The sequence below is a fragment of the Nostoc sp. genome, from assembly GCF_036917235.1.
Lineage (GTDB): Bacteria > Cyanobacteriota > Cyanobacteriia > Cyanobacteriales > Nostocaceae > Nostoc.
Genome location: NZ_JBALDU010000028.1, coordinates 80,155 through 87,221 on the forward strand (window position 1 = coordinate 80,155; position 7,067 = coordinate 87,221).

Annotated in this window: 5 protein-coding genes; 2 read left to right on the plus strand and 3 right to left on the minus strand. The window is 42.4% G+C overall.

Going from position 1 to position 7,067, the window contains the following annotated elements; translation table 11 throughout:
- Positions 1-8 precede the first annotated feature (8 nt).
- A complete protein-coding gene (locus V7K44_RS08895; protein WP_334930626.1) occupies positions 9-713 on the minus strand; it encodes a C40 family peptidase in 705 nt (234 codons plus the stop codon).
- A gap of 9 nt (positions 714-722) precedes the next feature.
- On the opposite strand from V7K44_RS08895, the gene V7K44_RS08900 reads away from it, so the two are divergent.
- Positions 723-1,655, plus strand: coding sequence for a serine hydrolase (locus tag V7K44_RS08900; RefSeq protein WP_334930628.1), 933 nt, complete (start codon positions 723-725; stop codon positions 1,653-1,655).
- 196 nt (positions 1,656-1,851) lie between these two features.
- Here the strand turns inward: V7K44_RS08900 and V7K44_RS08905 are convergent, their stop codons facing one another.
- Entirely contained in the window at positions 1,852-3,507 is a 1,656-nt protein-coding gene (locus tag V7K44_RS08905; protein ID WP_334930630.1) for a metallophosphoesterase family protein, read from the minus strand.
- Between the two features lie 627 nt (positions 3,508-4,134).
- Between V7K44_RS08905 and V7K44_RS08910 the strand changes: the two genes are divergently transcribed.
- Entirely contained in the window at positions 4,135-5,898 is a 1,764-nt protein-coding gene (locus V7K44_RS08910; RefSeq protein ID WP_334930633.1) for a Rieske (2Fe-2S) protein, read from the plus strand.
- Between the two features lie 770 nt (positions 5,899-6,668).
- On the opposite strand, the gene V7K44_RS08915 is transcribed toward V7K44_RS08910, so the two are convergent.
- The coding region (locus V7K44_RS08915; protein ID WP_334930635.1) for a tetratricopeptide repeat-containing protein at positions 6,669-7,067 on the minus strand (399 nt) is incomplete at its 5' end.

The following is a 7,067-nucleotide window of genomic DNA, read 5'->3' on the forward strand; positions in this document are numbered from 1 at the left end:
CAGCGCCCTCAGCGTCTCTGTGGTTCGTAACTCTTAAAAACTCTACCAGCACCTCGCAGCTGCTGATAGTACGACTGACTAACCGCATCTCCCTGTTCCGAGAGAATATCAATGCCGATCCCATTCCGTCCCTGCTCTTTCCCAGAACTATGGATATAATAACCATCCGCCAAATAAAGCCCGACGTGGGTGGCTTTTTGGCTAGTTCCAAAAAATACCAGATTCCCGGCTGCTAATTCTGCAATTGTAATTGGTTGAGTGAATCCTTCCTGTTGATAGGCATCTCTAGGTAGCCAAATACCCACCGAAGCAAACGCCGCTTGCATCAACCCAGAACAGTCATAATTTGGCCCAACTGTACCACCCCAAAGGTAATAATTTGATTGTTGCATCGCATTTTGGGTAAAGGCGATAATCTCTGCTGGGAGTTTTTTAATCTCCGATTCAGAAAATGTTGCAGCCTGATAAGGTACAGTAGCAGATTGTAATGAATCAAAATCTGAAACAGATACCCATCCCAGATAGTCATCTTCACATAAATACACCTCAACCGCCGAATTTTGATGATTTGATGTTACCCACAAATGTCTCCCAGATGCAGCTTGAGTTGCTAAACGCGTACATTCAGGAGAATCATATAAATTCAGGTCAGCTAAACACTGATACTCCCCTGATTGTGGATTTTGGATTTTGGATTTTAGATTAAAGGACATTATTAGAGAATGATTTTTTTTAATAAAGACGAACAACTCGAAAATCTTGGTAATGGCATTTTAGATGCAACTTGGGCAGCATTTCCGACCTTAGCACGTAACCAAATTGCCTTGACTTGGGTTGTTTACGATCCACCAGTGCGAGTAAATACTGGTGGGGCGCTGACTCCCAACGCTTTTTGGGATCACCCAGTTCGTGGTTTCACTTATCGGGGTGTTGAGCGGATTTATCCCGCCAGTGTAGTCAAGCTATTTTACTTGGTGGCGGTAAATGAATGGTTAGAAAAAGGCATGAGTCAAACCTCCAAGGAGTTGGAGCGAGCTTTGCGGGATATGATTGTCGATTCTGGTAATGATGCTACCAGCTTGGTTGTGGATATTTTGAGTGGCACCACATCAGGGCCACAATTACCAACCGGCCCCTTTGAAACCTGGAAATATCAGCGTAATATTGTTAACCGCTATTACCAATCTTTGGGTTGGGAAGAAATGGAGACGATTAACGTCTGTCAAAAAACTTGGAGTGAGGGCCCTTATGGACGAGAACGGGCATTTGTGGGGGAGTTACTAGAAAATCGCAATATGTTGACCACAAATGCGATCGCTAGGTTACTGCATAGTATTGTAGGTGGAGTGGCCGTTTCAAGTGCGCGATCGCAAGCCATGATGGCTTTACTCAAACGTCCTCTCAACGATTTGCCCACTGACAGAGACGAAGATCAGGTAGCAGGTTTTTTAGGCGGTGGACTCCCTAAAAATGCTCAAATTTGGTCAAAGGCAGGTTGGACAAGTCAAGTTCACCATGATGCCGCGTATATTGAATTACCAGAACAGCGCCCTTACCTCTTAGTGGTATTTACTGAAGGGAAAGCCCAAGCTAAGAGTCGGGATATTTTACCCTTTGTTTCTAAACTAGTTGCCGAAGCTATAAGCAATTTATAATCCATACTACTTAGATTAAGCCTTTCTTTCTTCTCTCTGCTTTCTCTGCGCCACCCTGCGGGAAGCCGCAAAGCGTCTACTGCGGTTCGTTAAAAAATGGACTTTAATAAATTTAGCCTTAACTGAACCGTCTTGAACAACAAGATCCCCAACTTTTTTAATAAGTCGGGGATCTAAAGCTAACTATTTTCACAAATCAAATAGGATTGCTATATTTCAACTTAAATTCATCAAACTTCAAGACTTCCGAATCAGGCTTGCGAGTATCAAAACGGTAACTACTTATCGTACCTGTCCCAGTATCAAAGATACTAAAAACCGTAATATCATTACTCGCAATATAAGGCATCGGCTTTCCATCTTCACCCAGCAAGGGGGCAATTGTTGGCACTATCGGTTCTAACCCATTGGGATCGCCAAGCTTAACATAGTCCTCTTGATATCCAATTGGTACTTCTCGCTTTCTATCACCCCAAGCAGCGCCGTAAGTATTACCTACATTAGATGTTTCCAGAAAGTGCATTCCACTGGGACTAATAAAGCGGTTCCACAAATGGGAATGCCCATAAAATACCAATTGCACGTTAGCTGCTTCAAGTATTGGGACAACATCGCGGATAATATAATCTGCGTCTTTGGGATACTCGTAACGCACTGCTTTGATATTGTTGCTATCCCGTTCAATTATCTGTACTGGCTCTGTATAAGCAGGAACTATATTATCACCCAAAGTATGGGGTGGGTGATGGAACATCACAACTTTGTATTTTGCTTGTTGAAACTCAGGGCTGTTAAGTTCCGACTCTAGCCAATTATATTGCTTGCTGCCTTTAGCAATTGGCTCATAAATTACCTGTCCATAACCCCAATTTTCAGGATTATTTAAATCCTTTTCAGCTTCTAGATATCTACCCTTATGCTTTGCATTTAACTTGGGAGTCCGCCACATATTGGTAGCGTACAGTACCACCAAACGCGTATCACCAAAACTAACTGCATAATACCTTTTTCCACCCTCTTTACTTTTTGGTAAAGAGAAAATCTCTTCGTAGGTATTAGTATTAAAAGAATTATCGATTAAAGATTTATCTGGGTAAATTTTTTGAGCAACGACACGGGGGATTGTATCATCAAATTCATCATTTAAACTTCCCGTCCTGGCAAAGCGCCCCATCACCTCATGATTGCCAATACAAGTAAACATGGGTGCGTGTTGAATTATTTGTCCACCTGTGTAGGTTGTTTTAACACCATCCTGGGCTATTTCATATTTAGCACGACCTTGTAAACCAGGAAACAAAGCACCACCAACATTATCATCAAACCATTCTGAGGCGCGATCGCTAACATTGACCAAATCACCGGCAAACCACACGCCATCAACTCGTCCAACTGTTTCTACCACCTTTTGCAGATTTGCTACTGTCATCGGTTTTAATTGATGATCTGAGGTAAGTAGAATTTTTAGTGGTGTATCTAATTTGGGGGTAGCTGCAAGGCTGAAAACATCACTGTCAACACTTTTGCCGTCTTCTTGCACACTCGTGACACGATAGTTAACCCGCACACCAGGAGTTAACCCAGTTACCTCAGCCTCATGTCGCCAAATGTCACGTTGGACAGGCTTTTGATAAAGTTGTCCGTCTTCGGTTTGGTTTGCAACTCTTGATTGTTGGTCTTCACGCGTGCGACTGAGTTTGGTAGTACTTGCCCTAGCAGTTTGTTTGAGATTTTCACCGTAGGCTACTGTGTGATTAACACCAGCAAATTCAGTAAACCAAACTACTTGCACTGAAGTTGCTGTTGGCAATTGCAAAAATGGGTCGGTGAGTAGTTGGGGTGCTGATGTCATAATTGTTTGCCCAAATGAACGCACACTTACCAGAGTAAAGCATATAACAAGCACAAGCATAACTACTGAGAAAATTTTACGGCTGTGTAAGCGTCTGAGCATGAGTAACATACCAAATTTTAGGGTATTCACCGATTGAAGGCATTTTATTATAAGAAATGTGCCGAAAACCCTTGAGAGGATGTCTGATATCATGTTCGGGTAATTAGTTGTGATTCCCATAGTCATTGCACCCCACCCCCAGCCCCTCCCCGCTCTTCGGGAGGGGAGACAAAGCATAGTTTTGGCGGGGTGGGGTTCTTGGGGTTTAGTAAGTAATCAAGCGGACATGAGATGAAAAGTTTTTTTGTATACATCTAACTTTTGGAGATCCCCCTAAATCCCCCTTAAAAAGGGGGACTTTAAGACTCTTATTCCCCCCTTTTTTAAGGGGGGTTAGGGGGGATCAAGAAATATTTGATACTTCTCAGACATCCTCTGAGGAATAGCGACTTATACCAATTCCAAAAAATGTTTATTTTTAGAATTGGTATAAGTTAACAAAAATTAGAATGCATAAATGCTCAAATTTGAAAAACTTTGCCAGAGTAGAAATAAGGGTTTTGACATTTACCTACGTGCAATTAGATGACTCAAATATTTGAAGGTGCGAAGAAAACAGACGATTATATCCGTGTTGCTCAACTCGCAGAAGTTCAGGCAGCAGGCAGTTTATTAGTCCATAAGGAAAAACATACGATTGCTTTGTTTTACTCAAATAATACAGTTTACGCAATTGATAACCGTTGTCCTCACATGGGTTTTCCTTTACAAGGAAGCACTTGCAAAGATGGTATTGTTACCTGTCCTTGGCATTATGCCCGCTTTGACCTTGCTAGTGGTGGAACCTTTGACTCGTGGGCAGATGATGTTCCTTGTTTCCCGGTAGAAATCCGTGATGGTGAAGTTTGGGTAAATTTAGCACCACCACTTAACCCTCATACTCACCATCGCCAACGTCTGCAAGACGGTTTAGAGCAGAATATTTCTTTAGTGATTGCAAAATCAACGCTGGCACTTTTAGATATAGGAGTGAACCCGACAGAACCATTTCTCATGGGGCTAGAATTTGGCACTCGTTATAACAAAGCGGGTTGGAGTACAGGTTTGACTATCCATACCTGTATGATGAATCTACTACCTTATCTTGATGTAGAAGACAAACCTCGTGCTTTATTCCACGGACTGTCAGCAGTAGCTAATGATAGTGCGGGTGCGCCACCAGAGTTTGTTGTTCACCCATTACCCAACTCGAAAGTAGATTTGGCGACTCTCAAAAGCTGGTTTCGCCAATTTATTCAGGTACGGGATGCGGAAGCGGCACAAAGATGTTTAGTATCTGCTGTTCGTTCAGGAGCTAATTCAAGGCAAATAGCAGATATGCTTTTCTGTGCTGCTACAGATCGTCGCTATCTTGATGTTGGGCATACGGTTGATTTTATCAATAAAGCATTAGAAGCACTTGATACTATAAATTGGCAAGCAGCAGAATCAATTCTGGCTAGCCTAGTTTCGGGTTTAGCCAATGCCTCTCGGATGGAAGAATCCAACTCTTGGCGTTACCCTGTAGATTTGGTGGCAATATTAGAGTCAGCATTTGAGCAATTACCGACTGTATTAAGTGTGGGAAAATCTCGACAAGGAAGTTGGTCGCAAGCAGATGAACTAATACCAATTTTATTAGGTGAAGACCCACAAGCGATCGCAGATTCGCTATTGAATGCACTGAAAGCAGGTTGTACTGAGGAACAATTAGCTGGTGTAGTTACTTATACAGCAGCATTACGAGTAGCTCGTTTCCACACTAATAATGACTTTGGAGATTGGAATTCAGCCCATCATCCATTTACGTTTGCCAATGCCGTACATCAAGCTTTACGAAGAGTACCAACAGTCGAACTACTAAGAGGAGTGTTTGATGCGGCGATGAGTGTATATTTAAATCGTTTTTTGAATGTCCCACCAGCACGGCTACCAGAACCCAAAGAAATCGTAGAAAATCCCGAACAATTACTCCAGCAGCTACCAGATTTATTAAACCGTCAGCAGCAAGTAAACCAGACAGGGCAATTAGTTGCTAATTATTTATACAGTGGTGGTAGTGCTGAAAAACTGATGGCAAAACTGGGAAAATTGATGCTGCGAGAAAACCGTGATTTTCATGTCATTCAAGAAATGGAAGCTGCTTTTCGTCAGTATTCTTTCCTCGGTAAAACTTCGGCTGGAATTCATATACTAGTGGCTGCATCTCGGTATTTAGCCGCTCATTCTCCGACAATGCGATCTCAAGGACAAACTTATCAAATTGCGGAACGTTTACATCAGGGCGATCGCTTATTTGAAGAATCGTGACCGGATAGTGGAGAATTTGAACTGTATCCTATTTTCTAGAGCGATGTCTACGACGGGCTACGCCTACGCTTTTCTTTCGGCTCAATGATATACCAAAATGAATGCGTGAATTACTCTAATGAGTAAGCAAACTGGGGTTTGAGAAAGTAAAAGCTGCTTTTGCTTGCGGAAAACACTAAAATGAGAAAGCAAAAGCAGCTTTTGTTTGTGGAAAACACTAAAATGCGAGATTAAAACCTGCTTTTGAAGAAGTAAAAGCTGCTTTTGCTTGTGGAAAACACTAAAATGCGAGATTAAAACCTGCTTTTGTTTGTGGAAAACACTAAAATGCGAGATTAAAAGCTGCTTTTGAGAAAGTAAAAGCTGCTTTTGAATAAGTAATCAAGCATTTTTACTTAATTCAAGATGAATTTCAGTCTAAGCGATACCTTTTCTTTGGAACGGTACACGAACGCTAACGCGCTTTTCAGTTTTATCACGGTATAGTTAGCACAAAACCTGTAAATTTGTATCCCTCTGTAGTCTATTCGAGGATGAATTACGCCCAACGCTGGAAGACTGGATTTTACTTGGGTTAAAGCTGGGACATTTTCTATCAGTAATACCTTAAAGATTTGCCAAGAAGCGATCGCTCTTGATGTAGTTTAATCAGTTTTAGGAGAGGGATCAGTTTTAGAAAACGAAGCGTCGAATTTAGGCGATGCCTGCGGCGGGCTACGCCTACGCAAATCTAATTTTTAACATGGTACGCTTTGCCGAAAAGTCAAATTTTACTGTGGTGGGGGGAGGCGATCGCGCAAATTTGCTAAATTTTCACGACAAGCAAGAGTATTGGGATGATTCACCCCTAACTGTCGCTTCAAAATATCTAAAGCTTGGATGTAAAGGAGTTCGGCTTCGCTGTATCTGCCTTGGGAGTCGTAGAGTCCCGCTAGGTTGTTGAGACTAGTTGCGACATCTGGATGTTCTTCACCCAGTAGCTTGCGCCAGAGTGCCAAAGCTTGGATTAAAAGGGGTTCGGCTTCGCTGTATCTGCCTTGGGAACGGTAGAGTCCCGCTAGGTTGTTAAGACTAGTTGCGACAGATGGATGTTCTTCACCCAGCAGCTTGCGCCAGAGTGCCAAAGCTTGGATTAAAAGGGGTTCGGCTTCGCTGTATCTGCCTTGGGA

What these genes read in the sequence shown, in the direction of transcription:
- V7K44_RS08895 (WP_334930626.1), bottom strand. Translation starts at nt 713, where the DNA reads ATGTCCTTTAATCTAAAATCCAAAATCCAAAATCCACAATCAGGGGAG.
- V7K44_RS08900 (WP_334930628.1), top strand. Translation starts at nt 723, where the DNA reads ATGATTTTTTTTAATAAAGACGAACAACTCGAAAATCTTGGTAATGGC.
- V7K44_RS08905 (WP_334930630.1), bottom strand. Translation starts at nt 3,507, where the DNA reads ATGACATCAGCACCCCAACTACTCACCGACCCATTTTTGCAATTGCCA.
- V7K44_RS08910 (WP_334930633.1), top strand. Translation starts at nt 4,135, where the DNA reads ATGACTCAAATATTTGAAGGTGCGAAGAAAACAGACGATTATATCCGT.